General features: G+C 25.2%; 20 protein-coding genes and 1 pseudogene. 20 read left to right on the top strand and 1 reads right to left on the bottom strand.

Annotated elements, in window-relative coordinates:
• The first annotated feature begins 75 nt into the window (after nt 1-75).
• Nucleotides 76-828: a CpsB/CapC family capsule biosynthesis tyrosine phosphatase gene (locus tag I2E98_RS02585; RefSeq protein ID WP_195467408.1), complete on the top strand. Its 753-nt coding sequence runs from the start codon at nt 76-78 to the stop codon at nt 826-828.
• A gap of 120 nt (nt 829-948) precedes the next feature.
• On the opposite strand, the gene I2E98_RS02580 is transcribed toward I2E98_RS02585, so the two are convergent.
• Nucleotides 949-1,587 carry a sigma-70 family RNA polymerase sigma factor gene (locus I2E98_RS02580; RefSeq protein WP_195467407.1) on the bottom strand — a complete coding sequence of 213 codons (639 nt, stop codon included), beginning with the start codon at nt 1,585-1,587 and terminating at the stop codon, nt 949-951.
• Nucleotides 1,588-2,244: 657 nt separating this feature from the next.
• Between I2E98_RS02580 and I2E98_RS02575 the strand changes: the two genes are divergently transcribed.
• The 19 genes and pseudogenes from I2E98_RS02575 (at nt 2,245) to I2E98_RS02485 (ending at nt 20,077) form a co-directional block, all read left to right on the top strand.
• Nucleotides 2,245-2,919 carry a Wzz/FepE/Etk N-terminal domain-containing protein gene (locus I2E98_RS02575; protein ID WP_195467555.1) on the top strand — a complete coding sequence of 225 codons (675 nt, stop codon included), beginning with the start codon at nt 2,245-2,247 and terminating at the stop codon, nt 2,917-2,919.
• A gap of 14 nt (nt 2,920-2,933) precedes the next feature.
• Nucleotides 2,934-3,620, top strand: coding sequence for a CpsD/CapB family tyrosine-protein kinase (locus I2E98_RS02570; protein WP_195467406.1), 687 nt, complete (start codon nt 2,934-2,936; stop codon nt 3,618-3,620).
• 117 nt (nt 3,621-3,737) lie between these two features.
• Nucleotides 3,738-4,388, top strand: coding sequence for a sugar transferase (locus tag I2E98_RS02565; protein WP_195467405.1), 651 nt, complete (start codon nt 3,738-3,740; stop codon nt 4,386-4,388).
• A gap of 32 nt (nt 4,389-4,420) precedes the next feature.
• Nucleotides 4,421-5,485 (top strand): glycosyltransferase, encoded by a 1,065-nt coding sequence (locus I2E98_RS02560; RefSeq protein WP_195467404.1) that lies wholly within the window; start codon nt 4,421-4,423, stop codon nt 5,483-5,485.
• A 75-nt stretch (nt 5,486-5,560) separates the two neighbouring features.
• Nucleotides 5,561-6,049 (top strand): acyltransferase, encoded by a 489-nt coding sequence (locus I2E98_RS02555; protein ID WP_195467403.1) that lies wholly within the window; start codon nt 5,561-5,563, stop codon nt 6,047-6,049.
• A gap of 78 nt (nt 6,050-6,127) precedes the next feature.
• Nucleotides 6,128-6,928, top strand: a complete 801-nt coding sequence (locus I2E98_RS02550; protein ID WP_195467402.1) for a glycosyltransferase — start codon at nt 6,128-6,130, stop codon at nt 6,926-6,928.
• A 56-nt stretch (nt 6,929-6,984) separates the two neighbouring features.
• Nucleotides 6,985-8,148, top strand: a complete 1,164-nt coding sequence (locus tag I2E98_RS02545; RefSeq protein ID WP_195467401.1) for a hypothetical protein — start codon at nt 6,985-6,987, stop codon at nt 8,146-8,148.
• Nucleotides 8,141-8,947, top strand: a complete 807-nt coding sequence (locus I2E98_RS02540) for a glycosyltransferase (protein ID WP_195467400.1) — start codon at nt 8,141-8,143, stop codon at nt 8,945-8,947. Before I2E98_RS02545 ends, I2E98_RS02540 begins: the two co-directional genes overlap by 8 nt.
• Nucleotides 8,940-9,920, top strand: a complete 981-nt coding sequence (locus I2E98_RS02535; RefSeq protein ID WP_195467399.1) for a glycosyltransferase family 2 protein — start codon at nt 8,940-8,942, stop codon at nt 9,918-9,920. Before I2E98_RS02540 ends, I2E98_RS02535 begins: the two co-directional genes overlap by 8 nt.
• A gap of 35 nt (nt 9,921-9,955) precedes the next feature.
• Entirely contained in the window at nt 9,956-11,056 is a 1,101-nt protein-coding gene (locus tag I2E98_RS02530) for a polysaccharide pyruvyl transferase family protein (protein WP_195467398.1), read from the top strand.
• Nucleotides 11,057-11,080: 24 nt separating this feature from the next.
• Entirely contained in the window at nt 11,081-12,610 is a 1,530-nt protein-coding gene (locus tag I2E98_RS02525) for an oligosaccharide flippase family protein (RefSeq protein ID WP_195467397.1), read from the top strand.
• Between the two features lie 2 nt (nt 12,611-12,612).
• Complete coding sequence (locus tag I2E98_RS02520) at nt 12,613-13,764, top strand: Coenzyme F420 hydrogenase/dehydrogenase, beta subunit C-terminal domain (RefSeq protein ID WP_195467396.1); 1,152 nt, start codon at nt 12,613-12,615, stop codon at nt 13,762-13,764.
• Nucleotides 13,765-13,877: 113 nt separating this feature from the next.
• Nucleotides 13,878-14,750 carry a UTP--glucose-1-phosphate uridylyltransferase GalU gene (gene galU / locus I2E98_RS02515; protein WP_195467395.1) on the top strand — a complete coding sequence of 291 codons (873 nt, stop codon included), beginning with the start codon at nt 13,878-13,880 and terminating at the stop codon, nt 14,748-14,750.
• Nucleotides 14,751-15,496: 746 nt separating this feature from the next.
• A complete protein-coding gene (locus tag I2E98_RS02510) occupies nt 15,497-15,667 on the top strand; it encodes a hypothetical protein (protein WP_195467394.1) in 171 nt (56 codons plus the stop codon).
• Nucleotides 15,668-15,876: 209 nt separating this feature from the next.
• A complete protein-coding gene (locus I2E98_RS02505) occupies nt 15,877-16,461 on the top strand; it encodes a hypothetical protein (RefSeq protein WP_195467393.1) in 585 nt (194 codons plus the stop codon).
• 106 nt (nt 16,462-16,567) lie between these two features.
• Nucleotides 16,568-16,774, top strand: coding sequence for a hypothetical protein (locus I2E98_RS02500; protein ID WP_195467392.1), 207 nt, complete (start codon nt 16,568-16,570; stop codon nt 16,772-16,774).
• A 27-nt stretch (nt 16,775-16,801) separates the two neighbouring features.
• Complete coding sequence (locus I2E98_RS02495; RefSeq protein WP_195467391.1) at nt 16,802-17,080, top strand: RepB family plasmid replication initiator protein; 279 nt, start codon at nt 16,802-16,804, stop codon at nt 17,078-17,080.
• Between the two features lie 167 nt (nt 17,081-17,247).
• Nucleotides 17,248-18,452: pseudogene (locus I2E98_RS02490) on the top strand (hypothetical protein).
• A gap of 347 nt (nt 18,453-18,799) precedes the next feature.
• The gene (locus I2E98_RS02485; protein ID WP_195467390.1) at nt 18,800-20,077 is read left to right on the top strand and encodes a hypothetical protein; all 1,278 of its coding nucleotides are present in this window, start codon (nt 18,800-18,802) and stop codon (nt 20,075-20,077) included.
• Nucleotides 20,078-20,181: the final 104 nt, after the last annotated feature.

Here is a 20,181-nt window from a genome sequence, read left to right as displayed (position 1 = left end):
ATTTCCCTTTTTACTAGAAGAGTACATAGTATATAATATGTACTGTATAATATACAAAGGCTAGGGGGAAATTTTATGGTAGATATACATTCTCATATAATAAATGAGATAGATGATGGTTCAAAAAGTATTGATATGACAATAAACATGCTAAAAAAATCAGAACAGTCAGGAACAACAGATATAATTGCAACACCTCATTTCATGAGAGGAAGATTTGAAGTTGAGTATAAAGATGTAGTTAAAAAGGTAGAAGAATTAAAAAAGATAGTAAAAGAAAATAACATAGATATTAATATATATGCAGGACAAGAAGTTTATTATAGTAGAAAACTTATAGAATATTATAATGATAAGATAATAGGAACAATTAATAATACAAAATATATGTTAATAGAGCTTCCAATGTTAGAGTTTAATATAGATGAAGTAATAAACACAATATATGAGTTACAAATAAGAGGAATTGTTCCAATAATAGCTCATCCAGAAAGATACAAACAATTTATTAAAAAACCATCAATGATTAATTCTCTTATAAAAGAGGGAATGTTATTCCAAATGAATACAGGTAGTATTGTTGGAGATTTTGGAAAAGATGTTAAGAAAACTGCAGCTAAATACTTAGAACATAATGTATATAGCTTTATTGGATCAGATGCTCATAGAGATAGAGGAAGAGACACTGATATAAGTGAAGCATTAAATATTTTAGAACTACCACAAAAAAAGGAATTTATTAATAATGGGAAAGTAATGCTTCAAAATGGAGATGTAGAATTTAAGGGAACTACAGTTAAAGAAAAGAAATTTTTAGGAATATTTTAAAACTTATAATATAACTTAAACAACTATTTTTATTATTAAGCTATGTTTTAAAAGTAAGTTGATATTAAAAGCTTATTTAATTAAGTTAATATCAGCATAGATTTAAAACATAGCTTATTATTAATTTTCAATAAATTTACGAATTCTAGATAATAAAGCAAGTAATTCACGCCTTTTCTTTGGATAATTCCAGTTATGTTCAATACAATATCTATATAAAGTACAGTTTTCAGTAAGGTAAGCAATTCTAATTAGTTCAAATTCATCAGGAGAAAGAGCAGTTCTTAAAGAATCAATGAGCATAGAGTTAATCACATAATCTTCTAAATCAAAGGAATCACTAATTAAGTCTTCAATTTCAGTATCTTCATCAACAGCAATATTAAGACTAGACTCATCTTTATATTTAATTTGGTTACGTGCCAAGTTTTTGAAACCATTTTTAATTGAATTAATAATATAAGCATCAATATATTCTCCACCCTTAGCAAGATCATATTTATTAATAGCAGTAATAATAGATATATTTCCAATCTGTATTAAATCATCAGCATCATAATTTTTTAATTTGTACTTAAAAGCATATTTTTTTATTAGAAATTGATATTTTTCAATAAAAAAGAGAATAGATTTTTCATTACCACTCTTAGCATTACATAAAATAGTAAATAAATTTTCAAAATTACATTTTACATTTCTATTCCTGTTATTGAAATTATAATTATTATTTTCTTGAGTTTCTGCATATAAAGATTTCAAAATTGACACCCCCTAAATTGAATACGGCTTTTTATAAAAAAAAGCGAACATACATTCTCGAACATATGTTTATTATACTACATATTCAAAAAAATGGAAACTGAAAAGCGTAAGTTTTGTGAGATTTTACAAGAATTCAAAAAAGTTAAAAAAAATTAACAAATTTAAATATAAAAAATTGCAACAATTTCCGACAAGTAAAAATAGTAAGTATGAGGAATTCAAAGAGAAATTTAAAAAAGAGAAATAAAAAATCAAAATAAAGGAAATGAAGGAAATAATAGAAAAAGTTAATCTGCAAAATAAAACAATATGGCAAATGAAAAGGTTTTACTGATTAAAATTCCATAGCTTTAGAAAGCTTTTAAGAGTATTCCTTTTATGATATAATTGGCTTTGTCAAAAAAAATGTTGAAAAATATATAAAAACAGGAGAAAAGATAATATGGTAAGAGGAGCATTAAAAATTATTTATATAATTAAAGCTCTATTAAATTTCAAATTAAATATTCCATATTAATCATTAGTTATATAAGTAAATATAAAATTAATTAATAATATATGTTAAGAAATTAACAGATAAGTAGTAAATTTTTAAACAACTAAAATAAAATATAAAATCTAAAAAAAGAAAAGGAGAGTTTATTAATGAATGAAATGGAAGAACAAGTAATAAGCATATCGGAAATTTTTGAAGCATTAAAGAAACGTTGGATATTAATAGTTTCTATTACTTTAGTTGCTACATTAATTTCAGGAATATTAAGCTTCTTCGTAATTAAGCCAACTTATGAGGCAAGCACTAAGGTTTTCGTGGGGAAGGAAGAAAGCAGTTTAGAAGGATACAATACTAATGATATTCAAATGTATCAAAAGCTTTTACAAACTTATGCAGAAACAATAAAAACAAATGAAGTAGTACAAGCTGCAATTAATAGTACAAATGCAGACTTAAGTGTTAAGGATGTTAAAGATAGTTTAACAGTAACTCCTATAGCTGATACGCAAATACTTCAAATTAAATATAAAAACAATGATCCAGAAGTAGCAAAATCAATATTAGAAAACATAACTAATGAATTTGTTATTTTATCAAAGGAACTTGTACCAAATGGTAATGTTAGAGTAATTGAAGCAGTTCAATTACCAGAAAATCCAGTAGCACCTAATAAGAAAATGAATATTGCAATAGCATTTTTATTAGGTCTTATGGTAAGTGTAGGATTAGTATTCCTTTTAGAATATCTTGATAATACTTTTAAAACTAAAGAAAATCTTGAAAGAGAATTAAATATTCCAGTACTTGGATTAATTCCTTCATGTGATGAATAATAGGAGGGAAATAAATGTTTATAGTTGAGACAAAACCTAAATCTATAGAAGCAGAAGCTTATAGAAGTTTAAGAACTAATATACAGTATTCATCTTTTGATAAGAAATATCAAACTTTAGTTGTTACTAGTGCAAATCCAGGGGAAGGTAAAAGTACTGTTTCAGGTAACTTAGCTTTAGTATTAGCACAAGGGGAAAGCAAAGTGCTTTTAGTTGATTGTGATATGAGAAGACCTTCTGTTCATAAGAAGTTTAGAATTAGCAATACATATGGCATTTCAGATTTATTAGTTGGAAATAAGAAGATGGAATCAGTAGCACATAAATACAATGATAATTTAACAATTGTACCATCAGGGAAGATTCCACCAAATCCAGCAGAAATGCTTGGTTCTAAAGCAATGACAGCATTTTTAGAAGAAATGAAAAAGCATTTTGATTATATAGTATTAGATACTCCACCACTTCAAGCTGTAGCAGATGCACAAATTTTATCAACTAAAGTTGATGGTAGCTTACTAGTTGTAAGAGCAGGAGTAACTAAGAAGGATGCAGTTCATAATGCGGTTTCTATTATAAATAAAGTTAATGGAAATATTATTGGAACAGTTCTTAATGCTGCAGATAATAGTAAAGATAAGTATTACTATTATTATGGAGATGAAGAAGGTAGAACAGGAAGAAGAACTAAAAGACACTAGGAAATTTAGAGGGTAAATAATTTTTAAAAGGCAAGTTAACTAAAGGGAAGAAATAATTTACCTTTTTATGGGAAAAAAAGATAACTAATTTTACAAATTGAAAGAGGGGGGAAATGTATGGAGGGTACACAATTAGATTTTGAAAATGAATCTACTAGAGGATTCAGTTTTTATGAGATTATTAAGAGATTAATTGATATTATCTGTTCTTTTATGGGATTATTAGCATTTAGTCCATTATTTATTATTATAGCAATTATTATTAAGTTTACTTCTAAGGGACCTGTGTTTTTCTCACAAAAGAGAGTTGGAAGAAATGGTAAAGAGTTTGATATGTATAAGTTCAGATCTATGGTAGTTAATGCTGAAGAACTTAAGGAGAAGCTAGCTGCTCAAAATGAAATGTCTGGACCTATGTTTAAAATGAAAGATGATCCTAGAGTTACTAAGGTTGGTAAGTTTATTAGAAAAACTTCTATTGATGAGCTTCCACAGCTTTGGAATATTCTTAAGGGGGATATGAGCTTAGTTGGACCTAGACCAAGTTTACCTAAGGAAGTAGCTCAATTTGAGGATTGGATGCATAGGAGATTAGAAGTTAAGCCAGGACTTACTTGTTATTGGCAAGTTAGTGGGAGAAATAATATTGACTTTGAAGATTGGATGAAGCTTGATATTAGGTATGTTAAGGAAAGAAATCTTTGGATTGATATTAAGTTGATATTTAAGACTGTGGGAGTGTTGTTTGGGGATAAAAACGCTCATTAGATTATAAGTTGTCAGTAGAATGGAGGAAAAGTATGAAAAAAAAGGTGTTGCATATCGTTGAAGCATTTGGTGGTGGAGTATTTACTTTTTTGGTTGACTTGGTAAACAATACTTGTGATGAATATGATATAGTTTTAGCTTGCTCCATTAGACCACAAACTCCAAATGATTATAGAAGCTATATAGATAAAAGAGTAAAGATAATTGAATTAGAAAGTGGAATAAGAGATATAAACTTAAATAAGGATATTAAATCTTTTATTGAAATAAGGAAGCTTATAAAAAGTGAAAAACCAGATATACTTCATTTACATTCATCAAAATCAGGTTTTTTAGGGAGAATGGCATGTAATGATAGAAATGTAAAGGTGTTATATAATCCTCATGGATTTGCATTTTTAAAAGAGGATGAAAGTAATTTAAAGAAAAAGATATATAAAATTTTAGAGTATGTTGCAGCCAAAAAGTGTGGATCCATTATTGGTGTATCAAAAGGAGAATATAAAGAAGCTTTAAAGTTATCTAAGAAATCTTATGTCATTAATAATGGAATAGATATTTCGAAGCTACCTAAATTGGATGAAAAAATAATTAATACTAATAATTTAAAGGTTTGTACAGTAGGAAGAATATCTTATCAAAAGAATCCAGAGTTATTTAATAAAATTGCTGAGGAATTTCCAAATATAGAGTTTACATGGATTGGCGAAGGCGAAATGAAGGAAAAATTATCAGCTGACAATATAGAAATAACTGGATGGATGAATAAAAAAGAAGTATTAAAGAAAATGAATGATTCAGATATATTTATTTTAACATCATTGTGGGAAGGGTTACCAATAGCGTTGCTTGAAGGAATGTATTATAAGAAAATATGCATAGTTAGTAATGTAATAGGAAATAGAGATGTTATTATTAATGGAGAAAATGGGTTTGTGGCTAGTAATTTAGAAGAATTTATATTGATAATAAAAGAAATTAAAGCTGGAAATGTAGACAGTGTTAATATTTCGAAAAAGGCCTATAAAGATATTTTAGAAAGGCATAATTTTGAAAATACTTCCAGTTGTTATAAAAAAATATATAGTTTGGCATAAAGGTGTAATAATTCAAAGATAAGAAGTGAAGAGATAATTAGTGGATAGATTTAAAGTGGGGGTGGAATAAAGTATATGCTTATTTTAAAAATTAAACACCATTTATTTGCTATTATAAAAAAAATGTTTTATAAAATAATTTTTAAAGAAAAAGTTAAGTTTGGTAAGAAAAGTACCTTTAGAAAAGGATTTAACATGTCAATAGAAGGAATAGGTAAGGTAGAAATAGGAGAAAGATGTTTCTTTAATAATTATTGCTCAATAAATTCATTAAATAAAATTTCTATTGGTAATGATACTATATTTGGAGAAAATGTAAAGTTATATGATCATAATCATAAATTTTCAGATAAGATTAAATTAATTTCCCAACAAGGATATAATACTGCACCAATTTCCATTGGTAAAAACTGTTGGATAGGTAGTGGGGTAATTATATTAAAAGGGGTTTGTATTGGAGATAATGTTGTGATTGGAGCAGGTTGTATTATTAATAGTAATATACAAAGCAACACGATAGTAAGATGTAAAAATAATATAATAATTGAAGATAAAAGAATGTAGAAACTGATAGTGGAAAAGTATCAATAATTAGTAGCGCTATTATAAAAAAGTATAATTATTATAGGAAGGTAAGAAATTATGTCAAAAGTGTCTATATTAATGGGAATTTATAATTGTAATAATCCAAAGGAACTCGAAGATAGTGTTAAAAGTATAATTAACCAAACATTTACGGATTGGGAATTAATTATTTGTAATGACGGTTCTATTGATAATACATTACATATTTTGAATCAAATAGCAAAAATGGATAATAGAATTAGAGTGGTTTCATATAATAAAAATCAAGGATTAGCATATGCTTTAAATTATGCGTATAAATTTGCAAAAGGGGAATATATTGCTAGACAAGATGGAGATGATATATCCTATCCACAGAGAATAAGTAAACAAATAGAGTATTTAGATAAAAATAATGATATAGATTTTGTAGGAACTATTGCAGATGTATACGATAATAATGGAATATGGGGAACATTTTCCCTTGTAGAAAATCCACAAATACATGATTTTTTATGGAATAGCCCATTTATACATCCTTCAATTTTAATGAGAAGAATTGCTTTTGAAAAAGCTGGATTATATAGGGTATCATGGGAAACTAGAAGATGTGAGGATTATGATTTATTTATGGCTATGTATTCGTGTGGTAGTAAAGGAGCTAATATTCAAGAAAAACTTTATAAATATAAGGTAGAAAATGGAAATAAAAAATATAGAAAAATGAGAGATAGACTTGAAGAATCTGTTGTAAGAATGAAAGGGTTTAGAAAAATGAATATCGGGATTAAAGGAATTCCATATATTTTTAAACCAATTATTATAGGATTAATACCACAAAAAATATTTGGTAAAATAAGAGAAAAACAATATTCATAAATATAAGAGGTAGTAAAAAGAGAAAGACTATTATTAAAGAAAGGTTTTTTAAATAAATGGATATAGCAAAAGAAAAAAGAGTAAAAGTTAATAATAATTTATATTATTTTACAATTTTTTTATCTGTAATTAAATTAATGATATATTATTCAACAATAATAAACTATCCTGAAAGTATAGATTTAGTTTTAAGTATTGTTATAGTAGTTATACTTTTCATTAAAATGTATTATGATAGGTTAACATATAAAACCTTCTTTTTTTGTATTATAATTGGAATATTATGTTTATATACTAGTTATAAGATAGAAAATTTTACATTATTATTATCATTTGTGTTTATAGTGGCTTCTAAAGGCATATCGATTGATAAGACAATAAAGATTATGTATACAACCCAAGTTGTTTTTTTATTTTTACATATAATTTTATATATTATCTTCGGGGTATTTGGAAATGAATTATTTGAGGTAATGTATAGAGAAAATGGTGATGTAAGATTTTTGTTTGGATTTAATCACGCAAATGTAATAGGAATGTTTATATTATGGACTATTTTAGAATGGCTATATTTAAAGTATAACAAGTTAAATTATTTAAATTTATCAATTGTTATGGTTATTACACTAATATTTTATTATTTCACAGGAACAAGAACTTTATTAATTGTATTAGTTAGTACATACTTATTAATTATATTATCAAAGAGGCGAAGTAAAATTGTTAAAAAGGTAATTGATTATATAGCTAAATATGGTTTTTTATATAGTTCAATTATATTTATTATTTTATCTAGTATATACTTTAAAAGTAGTGGGATAATTAACGATATATTAGTACAAATAGATAATTTGTTAAATTATAGAATAATATTTAGTGCATATGCTATTCAAAAGTTTGGATTTACATTTTTAGGGAGAAAGAATATAGATAATAGCATTCCGTGGGGCAAATATAATACAGATGTTTTGATATTGGATAATGCTAGTATACAATTGTTTGTAAGTTATGGAATTATATATTTTATTTTAATTTCGTTATTATTATATATGATGGCTAAAAAAAGAATAAAAAGAATAAATATATTTATTATTGCATATGTACTTTTTTCAATCATGGAATCTTTTGTAATGAATGCTGTGTTATGTTTTCCAATATTAATTGCTGGGAATGTATGGATTAATCGTGAAGTTTATAGAGAGGGGAATTTAAATGAGTAATATACCTAAAAAAATTCATTATTGCTGGTTTGGAGAAAATGAATTGCCAGAATTAACTCAAAAATGCATGGAGAGTTGGAGAAAAAATTGTTTAGGATATGAAATTATTGAATGGAATGAAAAAAATTTCAATATTAATTGTAATGAATATGTGAAGGAAGCTTATCAGTGTAAAAAATGGGCTTTTGTAAGTGACTATGTAAGATTAAAAGTATTATATGAAGAAGGCGGTATATATGTAGATACTGATCTTGAAATTATAAAATCCTTTGATGATTTGCTAAAATTAAAGTCATTTATAGGTTTTGAAGATAATCAAGGATTATCTACTGCAGTAATCGGAGCAGTACCGAAAAGTAATTGGATATTCAAATGGATGGAATATTATGAAACTAACAATTTTATAAAGCAAGATGGAAGTATGGATACAACTACTAATGTTGAGATAATTTCTAAAATGTTAACTAAAACGACTAACTTAGAGTTTAATAATACAATGCAAATTTTGAATAATGGAATTAAAGTTTTTCCTAAAGAGTATTTTTCGCCAAAGGAATATGCTACAAATATTATGAAAATTACTAATAATACTTATGCTATACATCATTTTGATTCATCATGGTTAGGTGAATTAGAAATAAAAAAGCTTAGAAGAGGGTTTAAGTTAAGAAAAATTTTTGGAAATACCTTTGGAAAAATAAGTAATAATATTATATACGGATTTGAAAAGTATGGGATATTAGGTCCGTTAAAGGTTTTTGTAGAATTTAAGAAAAGGAAAAAAGAGAAATATGTCTAAATTAATTTCTGTTATAGTTCCAGTATATAATGTAGAAAAATATTTAAATAGATGTATACAAAGCATAGTAGAGCAAGAGTATAAGAATTTAGAGATTATTTTAATAAATGATGGATCAACTGATGGATCACTTGAGATTTGTGAGTTATGGAAAGAAAGAGATGAGAGAATAATTCTAATAAATAAAGAAAATAGCGGTGTTTCAGACTCAAGAAATGAAGGGATTAATATTGCTACTGGAGACTATATAGGGTTTGTAGATAGTGATGATTTTTTACAACCAGATATGTATAAAAAATTGTTAAATAATATATTGAAATATGATTCACAGGTATCTATATGTTCATATAGATATATAAAAGATACAGTTTTACAAGCATATAAATACGAAAATAAACTTAAAATATATTCTAATAGTGAATTACTTAAAGAAATATTTTTAGGAAAAAGCATAAATGGTTTTTTGTGGAATAAGATTTTTAAAAAAAATCTATTCGATGAAATTAGATTAGAAAGTGATTTGGAACTATGTGAAGATCTTCTACTAATCACTAAAATTATAAAGCAAATAGATACAGCAATATATACAAGTGAAAAGCTATATAATTATACTTTAAGAGAAAATAGTGCTACAAATGACATTAGAAAAATATTTGTACAAAATGCATTAAGATATGAAAAGCCATATAGTATGTTATTAGAAGTATTTGAAGATAATGATGAAATGAAAAAATACATAAAATTATGGTATATAGAATGTATTAGAGATTCTGTCTATAAATTAATAGTTGCTAATTATGATTCAAATATTATTAATAAATATATTAAAGAACTTCGTAAAAATTTATTTTCATATTTGTTATGTAAGGATATTTCCTTTAAAAGGAAAGTGACGTTTTTATTAGTTACAATTTTACCTTACGCTTACAAAAAATTTCATGAATTGAAAAAGAAAATGTACAAAATTAGATAAATATAAAAGTTAATTAATACAGAAAGGAAATAAAAATGAGAGTTGGAATAATTACTATAACTAATGGACAAAATTATGGGAACAGATTGCAAAATTATGCAGTACAAGTTGTACTAGAATCTATTGGATGTGAAGCTGAAACAATAAAAAATATAACTGGTGATAATAATAAAAGAGAAACAAAAATAATTAATTCTATAAAAAAAACAATTCATATTATCAATGATTCATATTTAGGCATTAATAATGAAAGATTTAATAAAATATCACGTTATATTAAATTTGAGCAATTTACAAATAGATTAATTAATCAAAGTAAGCATATCGTATCAAAAGGTAATATTTCGGATGTAATAAAAAAAGAATATGATTATTTTATTACTGGTAGTGATCAAGTTTGGAATCCTAATTTTTTCTTTAATTCAGAGATTGAATTTTTAACATTTGCAAAAAAGGGACAAAAGATAGCCTATTCACCTAGTTTTGGAATAAGTGAAATTCCCATAGAATTAAGAGAAAAATATTCAATGTTAATTAATCAAATGGATCATTTATCTGTTAGAGAAGAAGCAGGAGCAGAGATAATAAAAGATTTAACGGGTAGAGATGCAAGTGTTTTAGTAGATCCTACAATGATGTTAAGTAAACATAAATGGTTAAGTATAGCAAATAAGCCAAAATGGAAATCGGACAAAGAATATATACTAACTTACTTTTTAGGGAACAAGGATGAAGAGTATAAAAATAAAATTGATAGAATAAAAAATAAAAATAATTTAGAAGTTATTAATTTATTAGATATTTCAGATAAAAATGCATTTAGTGTCGATCCAAGTGAATTCTTATGGTTAATAAATAATGCAAAGCTAATGTGTACGGATTCGTTTCATGGAATAGTATTTTCATTGATAATGAAAACTAATTTTATATTATTTACAAGAAAAGATAAGGAAGTATCTATGAATTCCAGGTTAGAAACATTACTTTCAAAATTTAATATGAATAATAGAGTAGATAAAAATATAGTAAGTGATGAACAAATATTTAATGTTGATTTTAGTAAGGTCGATGAAATTATTAGTATTGAAAAAGAAAAGGCTATTAATTATTTAAAAAATGCATTAAATATTAAATAGAGTGTTACGGGGGATAGTAACAAAATGAAAGTAAATCAATTAAAAGCAGGAGTAATACTATCATATATAGGAATGATAGTACAAAATTTAGTATCGATAATCTATACTCCTATTATGTTAAGACTTTTAGGACAAAGTGAGTATGGATTATATAATTTGGTATATTCGGTAGTAAGCTATTTAGGATTATTAAGCTTTGGTTTTGGAAGTGCCTTTATAAGATATTACTCTAGATATAGAGTTAAAAATGATGAAGATGGGATGGCAAGAATTAATGGTATGTTTATGACCATATTTTGTGGTATATCCTTAATAACGGTCTTAGCAGGAGTAATATTAATATTTAATGTTGAAAATATATTTAAAGGTGGATTAAGTATTAATGAAATTAATACTGCAAGAGTATTGATGATATTGATGGTTATAAATATAGCAATATCATTTCCAGCTAGTGTATTTGATTCTAATATTACAGCAAATGAGAAATATATTTTTCAAAGAGTTGTTACACTATTAAAATCAATATTAAATCCATTTTTAACATTACCATTACTGTTATTGGGGTACAAGTCAATAAGCTTAGTTATAGTTACTACAATAATAACTGTAGGAAGTTTGGCTATAAATATGTGGTATTGTTTTAAAAAGCTTAATACTAAATTTATATTTAAAAACTTTGATTTTAGTTTAATGAAAGAAATGTGGGTATTTTCATTCTATATATTTTTAAATATGATAGTAGACCAAATAAATTGGAGCATAGATAAATTTTTATTAGGTATGTTTAAAGGTACTATAGGAGTTGCAATTTATTCGATAGGAGCTCAAATTAATAATTACTATTTAACATTATCAACATCTGTATCTTCAGTGTTTATTCCTAAAGTACATAGAATAGTATCTGAAACAAATGATAATAAGGTATTAACAGATATATTTACTAAAGTTGGAAGAATACAATTTATTATTTTATCATTTGTATTAACTGGATTTGTATTTTTCGGTGAATACTTTGTTAATGCATGGGCTGGTGAAGGATATAATTCGGCATATTATATAGCTTTAATATTAATAATTCCAGTGACTATTCCGTTGATTCAGAATTTAGGTATAGAAATTCAAAGAGCTAAAAATCTTCATAAATTTAGATCTATAATATATTTCTTTATTGCAATTGCTAATATTTTCATAAGTATTCCATTGTGCAAAATATTTGGTGGAATAGGAGCAGCTATAGGGACAGCTTTATCATTAATTATAGGAAATGGTATAATTATGAATATTTATTATCATAAAAAGGTTGGTTTAAATATTAAATATTTCTGGAAAGAAATTCTAAGGTTTGTTCCAGGGTTAATTATTCCTATTATATGTGGAGTAGCAATTAAGTGCTTTATAGGAATAAATAATATATTTATGTTTATTATATTAGGTATTATGTACACAATAATATTTGTAGTATCAGCATGGTTTATTGGCATGAATGAATATGAAAAAAGTTTATTAGAATGTCCAATTAATAAAATAAAATCTAAATTTATTTCAAGGAGATAAAAATGATAGAAATTAGTAAAAAAGAAGAATGTCATGGTTGTCATGGTTGCATGAATATATGTCCTAAAAACTGCATCTCAATGGAAATAGACAATGAAGGTTTTTGGTATCCAATGGTTGATAAGAGTATATGTATAAACTGTAATTTATGTGAAAAAGTATGTCCGATAATTAATATACCTAAAAGAGAAAAAATTGATTCAATAGTGTATGCATGTAAAAATAAAGATGAATCAATAAGAATGGATAGTTCATCTGGTGGAATATTTACATTATTATGCGAATTTATTATTAAAAAAGGTGGAGTAGTATTTGGAGCTGCATTTGATAAAAATTTTAATGTTTATCATTGCTATTCGGAAACTATTGAAGGGTGTGCTAAATTTAGAGGCTCTAAATATGTGCAGAGTGTTATTGGTGATACTTATAAACAAGTAAAAAAATTTTTGAATGAAGGAAAGCTTGTTTTATTTAGTGGAACTCCGTGTCAAATATCAGGATTAGATACATATTTAATGAAAAAATATGAAAATTTAATAATGATAGATATTGCTTGTCATGGGGTACCTAGTCCTGTAGTATATAGAAAATATATTGATAGTATCAAAAAGTTAAATAGTAGTAAAATAGAAAATATTCAATTTAGAGAAAAATCTAATGGATGGAAGGATTATAATTTTAAGGTTACTTTTAATGATGGTAGCTTTACTCAAAAAATGACTGATAATATATACATGAAAGGTTTTTTATGGGATTTATATCTAAGGCCTTCTTGTTATAGTTGTAAATTTAAAAAACCAGTAACATCTGCAGACATAACTTTAGCAGATTATTGGGGAGTTCAAAATATTCATCCAAAATTTGATGATGATAAAGGTGTTTCATTAATATTGGTAAATACTGATAGAGGTAAAGAAATTATAGATAATATTTCTAAGAAGATGGATATAATAAAAACAGATTATAATTTTGCTATTAAGAATAATCCATCTATAGTAATGGCTAGTAACTATAATAATAAAAAAGATAAATTTTTTAAGTATATAGATAAAAATGATATAGAAAAAAATATTATTAGGTTTACTAGAGTAAGTATAACTGATAAGATAATTAGAAAATCAAAAAAGATAGTTAAGAAATTGGCAAGGATGTAAATTGAGGGATTGTTAGTAATATAAGGATTTTAAATAAATTAGCGATAATAAATATATTTATATTAAGTTTTAGTGTAGTAATTATATATAAAGTAGTAAGGGGAACATTAGGTATGGAAAAGAAAATAAGAAAAGCAATAATACCAGCAGCAGGGCTTGGCACTAGATTCTTACCTGCGACAAAAGCACAACCAAAGGAAATGCTTCCTATAGTAGATAAGCCTACTTTACAATACATAATAGAAGAATGTGTTCAATCAGGAATAGAAGAGATTCTTATAATAACAGGAAGAAATAAAAAAAGTATAGAAGATCACTTTGATAGAAGTGTTGAACTTGAAATGGAGCTTGAAAAAGCAGGAAAACAAGAAATGCTTGAAATGGTTAGAGAAATATCAGATATGGTTAATGTCCATTTCATAAGACAAAAACAACCAAGAGGATTAGGACATGCTATACTTTGTGCAAAGACTTTCGTAGGGGATGAGCCTTTTGCAGTACTACTTGGTGATGATGTTGTTTATAATGATCAAAAACCATGCTTAAAGCAACTTATTGATTGTTATGGAGAGTATAAAACCTCAGTTTTAGGAGTTCAAACAGTAGATCCACAAGAAGTTAATAAGTATGGAATAGTTGGTGGATTACATATTGAAGATAGAGTATACAAGGTTAAAGAATTAGTAGAAAAACCATCAGTAGAAGAATCACCATCTAATGTTGCAATATTAGGCAGATATATAATAACACCAAAAATATTTGAAATATTAGAGAATACAGCTCCAGGTAAAGGAAATGAAATTCAACTTACAGATGCATTACTTAAGCTTATTGAACATGAAGCAATGTATGCTTATAACTTTGAAGGAAGAAGATATGATGTAGGAGATAAGCTTGGATTCCTTGAAGCTACAGTTGAATATGCTCTTAGAAAAGAAGAGTTAAGAGATGGATTTATTGAATATCTAAAAAATATTATAAAATAGAAGAGAATTTTGAGTCTTTTGAAGAGCTATACTGTTGTATAGCTCTTTTTAATGTATAGGAAAGTATAAAAATTTCAATGGCTGAAAGTTAGATAAAATCTAGCTTTCAGCCATTTTTTGTGGTAAATTAGTAAATTATAATTAGAGGTTAACAAATGTAGCAAGAGAGTGACTTCGTCCCTCTCAAGTACCCCCGGGGGTTTTAAAATTTTCCAGTGGCAAGCTTATGTAAAAGCATAAGTTTGTCACTATTTTTAGTTAATAGAGATTTTTATTTATAACATATTTAATGTAGAATATAATTAAAATATACAATAATTATACTATAGGAGAAAATTATGAGTAAAAATTTATTAACTTCTTAAAGTAGATTTTGTATTTTAAAATATATTTAAATTATCAAATCTAGTTAGAAATATTAAAATTAAAAAAATAGTAAGTGTTGAGATAAAAAATATAATTTATTATATAGTAAATGAAGTGAATATATTGGGTTAGGCAAAAGTTATATAGAAAGCATATATAAGTTAGAACATGCATTACAAATACAAAAAGCAGGATATGAAAAAGAATAAAAAAGTAAATGATAATTTCATTAAATTAACAAATTAAAGTAAGAAAATTTATAGGACTAAGCTTTAAATATATTAATAAAGTTTAGTCTCTATTTACTTTTTAATTACTATTCTAACATATAAATATATAACGTATATATTATATTGATATGAATAGAAAGGATTTTTTATATGAAAAAGTATATTTTACTACTAATATCAATACTTTTATTTAGCATATTAATATCCTGTTCGAAAGAAAATGATATTAATAATAAGGAGCATACTGAGATAAAAGAGAAAAAAACTGTTGTTTACTGTACTTATTGTGGAAAAGAAGCAGAAGAAATATATGATTTTTAGCAAGAGAGTGACTTCGTCCCTCTCAAGGACCCCCGGGGGTTTTAAAAATTTCCAGTGGCAAGCTTATGTAAAAGCATAAGTTTGTCACTGTTTTTTTCGTTAATATATGTTCATGTTTTTATAAATACTAATATAGATTAATAGTATTTAAAATTTAATTAGTAATATATAATTAAGTTAGAATTTACATAATAATGGGGGAAATAAATGTGATTATACTTTATCAAGTAGCAATTTTTGCAATTATAATATTATCATCATTTGCAGGTTTCAAGGGTTTATTTATATCTGTATGTTTAATAGTAGGATTTAGTCTAAGTAATATTTTTACTGCAAAATTGTTAGTTATACAATTTACAACTATAGTTGTTTCAACAGTTATTGGAGTAATTATAGCAACTATTAAGTTAATACTAAATATGCCTAGAATAATTAATGACAAATTTAATTCCATTAAAGAATATTTTCAAGTATATAGAATAATAGAAAATAAATATCTTAGTCAATATTTATTAAGATGTGGATGTAGAATATTAACTACCTTTATTACAGTATCATTAATTATAATACTATCTGAAGAATTTAATATTAATAGTGATTCAGCCTTTATAGGAATTATACTAGCTATAGGTATAATTTTTTCAATATTTCCAGTTTTAACTGTGAATGCAGGAAATGGAGGCTTTATTGAGGAGTCTCATACATTTAGATTTTTAGTTGCTATTGGCTGTATATTTATTGGATGGAAAATTGCAATTAATTTATGTACGCTATTATTTGGGGTACTTCAATAAGATGTTGAATGACCAATAAATTCCTAGAGTCAAGCTTTATGTATAAGCATAGAGTTTGGCTTAATTTTTTTAGGGGAAAGGTATTATAGAAGTAATTTCAATAGTATTGGCAAAAAGTAATGTTATAAATCTATATGAAAATGATGAAATTAAACTTTTAGGAATAGGTGTTTTAGATAAATTTTTATCTAGAATGGAGTGTAAATTATTAAGACTTATAACAATTCAGCCTAATTTAGAGTTATGTTCTATATATGAAATGACTGTAGAAAGAATATTACATAAATACGATTTTTCTCTTTCCTGTGAATAAATAAAAAGATTTAAGTGAGGTAACAAAATGAATAGTAATGGTTATGTTATTAGCAATGTTTTTAATGATAAAAATATTAATATTAATAAAGATGAAAGATATATGTTTTTAATGTTTATATCAGTGATTAAGGATATTAAAGAAGAAATTACAATTTCAATTAATACTTTGATGGAAGCTTTCCAAACTAAAGCAAATAAGAAAGTATTAAGCATTTTAAAATCATTGGAGGAAAAGGGTTATATAGAAATAATAAAGATAATTGGAAAAACTAATAAATATAGAATTATTATAAGAAAAATATAATAATGTTGTGTTTTATAATTTAATTGAAAAATATAATTAAAAAATGTGATTAATAACCTTGAAAATGATTACCCTTGCAGAAATTATACGTATGATAGTTAGCTATATAAGCCTAGAATTATGATATAATCTATATGTAATAAAGATATCAATAGGGAGAATTTTTAATGTTTTTACAAAGGTATAATGAGTGGATTAACTCAAAAGTAACAAGTGAAGAAATAAAAAATGAATTGAAATCAATAAATAATGATAAAGAGAAAGAAGATAGATTCTATAAAGATTTAGAATTTGGTACAGGTGGACTTAGAGGAGTAATTGGAGCTGGAACTAACAGAATGAATATCTATACAGTTTCAAAAGCAACTCAAGGATATGCACAATACTTAAATAATCATTTTGCAAATCCAACTGTAGCAATAGCATATGATTCAAGAAATATGTCTAGAGAGTTTGCAAAAGCTACAGCATTAACATTTACAGCAAATAATATAAAATAGAAATGGCGAAGGAAAGCAATCCAGATATAATATTTGGAACAGATCCAGATTGCGATAGAATAGGCGTTGTTGTTAAGGATAATGTTGGACAATATAAAGTTTTAACTGGTAATCAAACAGGAATGTTATTAGCTCATTATATGCTTAAATCATTAAGTGATAGAAATGAATTACCTAAGAATTCAGCAGTAATTAAGACTATAGTTACTACTGAAGGTGTTAGAAAAATAGTTGAAAGCTTTGGAGCAGAACTTATTGATACATTAACTGGATTTAAGTATATAGGTGAAAAGATTAAAGAATTTGAAGAAACTAATAGTAATTCATTTATTTTTGGATTTGAAGAAAGTTATGGATATTTAGCTGGAACTTTTGTTAGAGATAAGGATGCTGTTATCGCAGCGGCTCTGATTACAGAAATGGCTCTTTATTATAAAGAAGAAGGGTTAACTCTATATGAAGCTTTAGTTAAATTATATGAAGAGTATGGATTTACTCAAGAAGAATTAATTTCTATTGAACTTCAAGGTAAAGAAGGGCAAGAAAAGATAGCTAATTGTTTAGATACTTTAAGAAAAGATAAGTTAATAGAACTTAATGGAGTTAAGGTAGTTAAAGCTTTTGATTATAAGTTAAGTGAGGAAATCACTTATAGAAGTGAAACGGTAGTATCTGAAATTAAATTACCTAAGTCTAATGTATTAAAGTATATATTAGAAGATGATTCTTGGTTCGTTGTAAGACCTTCTGGTACTGAACCTAAAATGAAAATTTATTTATCTGTAGTAGGTAAATCATTAGATGATTCTGATGAGAAGTTAAACAACTTTAAGAATGATGTTATGGATAAGATTAATAATATATTAGCCTAATTTAAAAATAGGGCTATATGAAATATTTATATAGTACTAATTACATATGAGATTACAATTAAAGTGTGGAATATGTATCCTAGTGCTCAATTAGCCAGTAATAAACTTATATTTTTATATAGGATTATTACTGGTTTTATTATTAAATTAAATTAAAGATTTAAATTATTCATTAAATTTAAATTAAATATAAGTAATATCTAAGAATATTTAAAGCAGTTTATGTAATAATACAATAAATTTACAATGAAAATATTGTAAAAATAGTATGTGTATTGTAAAATTTTAAGTGAAAATGATATTAAATAACTAATATAAAAGGTGATTTATAAAAAGGAGGAGGTTTTATGGATAGATTAATTAAGAAGTTTATAGTTATGGCAATAATATTATTATCAACATTTAGTATAGGATGTTTAGGTTCGAATATATCTAAACAATTAGAACTTTTAAATTCAGCATTTAGTGGATATGAAATTGATACAGCTATAAAAATAGTAAATGATAATAAAGATGATGAAAAATTTATGGATGAATGTTTACTAATAATAAATAACTATATTAAAAAGTATAAATTAAAATACGAAGTAAATGAAATAGATGAAGATACATATATAAAAATAAATGAGTTAGCCTATGATATTACTCAAGATAAATCATATGAAGAAATAATTAAAAGTATAGAAAGCAACCAAGAGAATATGGCATTATATGATGAGGCTATTAAATTAATAGAAGAAAAAGATTATATGAATGCAGTTAAAAAACTTAAAAATATAGATTCAGATAATGAGAATTATAATAAAGCTGTTGGATTAATTAATGAATATGCAACAATAGTAAAAGAAGAAATGGTAAATGAAATTAATAAATATGTTAATAATAAAAGTTTTACGGAGGCAATTGAAAAAGTTAATGAATTAAGTGAGTTATTTCCAAAAGATGATACAATACTTGCTTTTAAAAGTGAAGTAACTAAATATTATGATGACTATAAAAAGAGTATAGAGATAAATAATCAAATTGCAGAAAACAAAAGAAAAGAAGAGGAACAATATAATAAAGCATATGAAAAAATATTAGCGGTATGCAAGAAATTAGCCTTAAATGAACATGGAACTAGCAATGTAACAATAACTTGTGATGGAACACTTGTTATAGATGGAAATGAGTATTATTCATTTTTACAAACTATAAATGATATTTCATATAGTGATTCTAAGAAATTAGTAAAAAAGAGTGATTACAGTATGTATGAATATTATTGTAATGGAGATTTATTTCTTATAAATGAAGATGGTACATATGGTAGTAAAATAACCTCAATAGATAATCCTATTGAAATTAGCATTGGAGAACTATGCAAAAATCAATATAAGTATACGGAGCAATATGTAAGAATTACAGGAATAATTAATTATATAGATGAGGGGTTTAGTCCAAATCATATGATACTTGTTAATGATAGAAAAGAGTATGTTCATATCAGTTATATAGATGATTCATCTTATCTAAAGGGAGACTTAGTTACTGTAACAGGATTAGTTATATCTACAACATCAGATTTTTCAGTTAATGGTATACCGATTACAATGCCAAGTTTAGATTTTGGTAAGATAAATTAGAAAGAATATTTAAGTAAGGGTAATTTATTAGATCTTTTTCAAATTTAATTTTGAATCTAGAAAATTGTGAAGCATTAGGAACCGTAGTGAAACCGCAAATATCA

The organism is Clostridium sp. D43t1_170807_H7, assembly GCF_015555905.1.
GTDB lineage: Bacteria > Bacillota > Clostridia > Clostridiales > Clostridiaceae > Clostridium.
The sequence above is the reverse complement of the archived record's forward strand: the minus strand, read 5'-3'. Positions and strand labels throughout refer to the sequence as shown.

What these genes read in the sequence shown, in the direction of transcription:
- I2E98_RS02495 (WP_195467391.1), top strand. Translation starts at nt 16,802, where the DNA reads ATGAATAGTAATGGTTATGTTATTAGCAATGTTTTTAATGATAAAAAT.
- I2E98_RS02570 (WP_195467406.1), top strand. Translation starts at nt 2,934, where the DNA reads ATGTTTATAGTTGAGACAAAACCTAAATCTATAGAAGCAGAAGCTTAT.
- I2E98_RS02530 (WP_195467398.1), top strand. Translation starts at nt 9,956, where the DNA reads ATGAGAGTTGGAATAATTACTATAACTAATGGACAAAATTATGGGAAC.
- I2E98_RS02555 (WP_195467403.1), top strand. Translation starts at nt 5,561, where the DNA reads ATGCTTATTTTAAAAATTAAACACCATTTATTTGCTATTATAAAAAAA.
- I2E98_RS02575 (WP_195467555.1), top strand. Translation starts at nt 2,245, where the DNA reads ATGGAAGAACAAGTAATAAGCATATCGGAAATTTTTGAAGCATTAAAG.
- I2E98_RS02550 (WP_195467402.1), top strand. Translation starts at nt 6,128, where the DNA reads ATGTCAAAAGTGTCTATATTAATGGGAATTTATAATTGTAATAATCCA.
- I2E98_RS02560 (WP_195467404.1), top strand. Translation starts at nt 4,421, where the DNA reads ATGAAAAAAAAGGTGTTGCATATCGTTGAAGCATTTGGTGGTGGAGTA.
- I2E98_RS02520 (WP_195467396.1), top strand. Translation starts at nt 12,613, where the DNA reads ATGATAGAAATTAGTAAAAAAGAAGAATGTCATGGTTGTCATGGTTGC.
- I2E98_RS02585 (WP_195467408.1), top strand. Translation starts at nt 76, where the DNA reads ATGGTAGATATACATTCTCATATAATAAATGAGATAGATGATGGTTCA.
- I2E98_RS02540 (WP_195467400.1), top strand. Translation starts at nt 8,141, where the DNA reads ATGAGTAATATACCTAAAAAAATTCATTATTGCTGGTTTGGAGAAAAT.
- I2E98_RS02565 (WP_195467405.1), top strand. Translation starts at nt 3,738, where the DNA reads ATGGAGGGTACACAATTAGATTTTGAAAATGAATCTACTAGAGGATTC.
- I2E98_RS02485 (WP_195467390.1), top strand. Translation starts at nt 18,800, where the DNA reads ATGGATAGATTAATTAAGAAGTTTATAGTTATGGCAATAATATTATTA.
- I2E98_RS02510 (WP_195467394.1), top strand. Translation starts at nt 15,497, where the DNA reads ATGAAAAAGTATATTTTACTACTAATATCAATACTTTTATTTAGCATA.
- I2E98_RS02535 (WP_195467399.1), top strand. Translation starts at nt 8,940, where the DNA reads ATGTCTAAATTAATTTCTGTTATAGTTCCAGTATATAATGTAGAAAAA.
- galU (WP_195467395.1), top strand. Translation starts at nt 13,878, where the DNA reads ATGGAAAAGAAAATAAGAAAAGCAATAATACCAGCAGCAGGGCTTGGC.
- I2E98_RS02525 (WP_195467397.1), top strand. Translation starts at nt 11,081, where the DNA reads ATGAAAGTAAATCAATTAAAAGCAGGAGTAATACTATCATATATAGGA.
- I2E98_RS02545 (WP_195467401.1), top strand. Translation starts at nt 6,985, where the DNA reads ATGGATATAGCAAAAGAAAAAAGAGTAAAAGTTAATAATAATTTATAT.